Below are 1566 nucleotides of genomic sequence, written 5' to 3' on the forward strand. Positions count from 1 at the left end.
GGCGCCTATCTGGCGCTGGCCCGCCGGCAGCCAGTGCCGGCGGACGACGCGGCCGAGGCGCTGTCACGGGCCTGAAACGGCCCTTTCAGGGATGGGCGGGAAGTGGCCGGCCGGGTTCGAACCGGGCGATCGCGCAGGCATGGTCCTGCAGTTCCTCGCCCGAGGCGCGGTCGCCCGAGAGGGGCTTGACCATGTCGTCCAGCAGGATGAAGCCCGGATGTCCGTCCGGCCAGACCGTGCCGACGACGACGAGCGTGTGCTCGCCCATCTCGCGCGCCGGGTCGGCCAGCGCGGCGGCCAGGCGGCGGAACGGCAGGGCGCCGGCCAGGTCGGCGCCATCGATCCGGGTGGCGCGATAGGTATGGCCGTCCAGCACCAGGTTGGTCCATCCGTGGCCGATATGCGGACGCGCCCAGTGCAGGGCGACGCGGATATCGGGCGCCAGGCAGTCGATATGGATGTGCAACTGGTTCTGCGACCGGCTGTAGGCCGAGTTGACGGACAGCGCCATCGTCTCGCGCGGCATGGTATGGCCCAGCCGCGCCAGGGCACGGTCGAGCTGGTGCCAGGCGGCGCCGAAATAATCCGGCGCGTCCGGCGAGAGCAGGGACGCGTCCTCGATCCCCGTCACGCGGGCGGTCGGGATCAGCAGATATTGCGCGCGGCCCGTGCGGTCCTTGAGCACCGCATAGCCGGCGGCGGGATCGACCGCCTCGCAGGGCGCGGGGGTCTGCTGGCCGACCTGGTTGGGCACGCAGCGCCCGTGGACGATGCGCCACAGCACGTTGGGGTCGTGCGGATCGGGCCGGGCGGGGCCGCTGGCATGGGCGACCGCGAGCCAGACGCCGGCCAGCACGAGGGCCGGCAGGCCGGCATGGGAGAGAACATGTTTCATGCTTCGGCGGGTTCTTCGATCCGGGCCGGGAGGGAGAGGATTTCCGCCAGGCGGTCCAGGCGGCGGCGCACGCTTTCGCCGCGGACGGCGGAACGGCCGCCCGCCAGATGCAGCGCCAGGTCCTGCGCGGTTTTTTCGATCCAGGTGCCGTCCAGCAATTCCGCGGTCCCGCCGCAGACCGTATAGGCCAGGCGCAGCGCCAGCCCCAGCGTGACCGCGCGGATATAATCCTCGGACGGCAGGAGCAGGCGCGAGGGCTGGAGGAAATCCTGGCCCAGCTCGGCCTCATAGCGCACGGCGAGGGTCAGCGCCACGGCGGCGCGGGCCGGGTGGTCGAAGCCCACGCCCTGCATGCGCAGGATGCGCAGATAGGTCTGTTCCGCGCGATATTCGGGATGGTCGTACGACCCGATATCGGACAGCAGGCAGGCGGCGCGGCGCAGCCTGCGGGAAGACGCGCTTTCGTCGGCGAAGAGCGGGGCCGTCCAGTTCATCAGCCGGTCGGGCAGGGTTTCGCTGCGGCCGAGGCGGGCGCACATTTCCCGGGCCACGGCTTCCTGCGGGTCGAGATGGGCGACCGAGGCGGCGACCCGGCGCATGTACCAGCCCTCGCGCAGTCCATCGACGCAGAACACCACGCGGGTGGGCTGCAGCCGGCGGACCAGCCGGCG

General features: G+C 71.8%; 1 protein-coding gene and 1 pseudogene. Both read right to left on the bottom strand.

Annotated elements, in window-relative coordinates; all coding sequences use genetic code 11:
• Positions 1-85: 85 nt before the first annotated feature.
• The gene (locus tag HUK84_RS17585; RefSeq protein WP_176641408.1) at positions 86-895 is read right to left on the bottom strand and encodes a CDP-diacylglycerol diphosphatase; all 810 of its coding nucleotides are present in this window, start codon (positions 893-895) and stop codon (positions 86-88) included.
• Positions 892-1566 (bottom strand): annotated as a pseudogene (locus HUK84_RS17590) (Ppx/GppA family phosphatase); the annotation flags it as partial. The pseudogene HUK84_RS17590 and the gene HUK84_RS17585, both read right to left, overlap by 4 nt.

The sequence above is a fragment of the Nguyenibacter vanlangensis genome (genome assembly GCF_013376155.1).
Classification (GTDB): Bacteria; Pseudomonadota; Alphaproteobacteria; order Acetobacterales; family Acetobacteraceae; genus Gluconacetobacter; species Gluconacetobacter vanlangensis.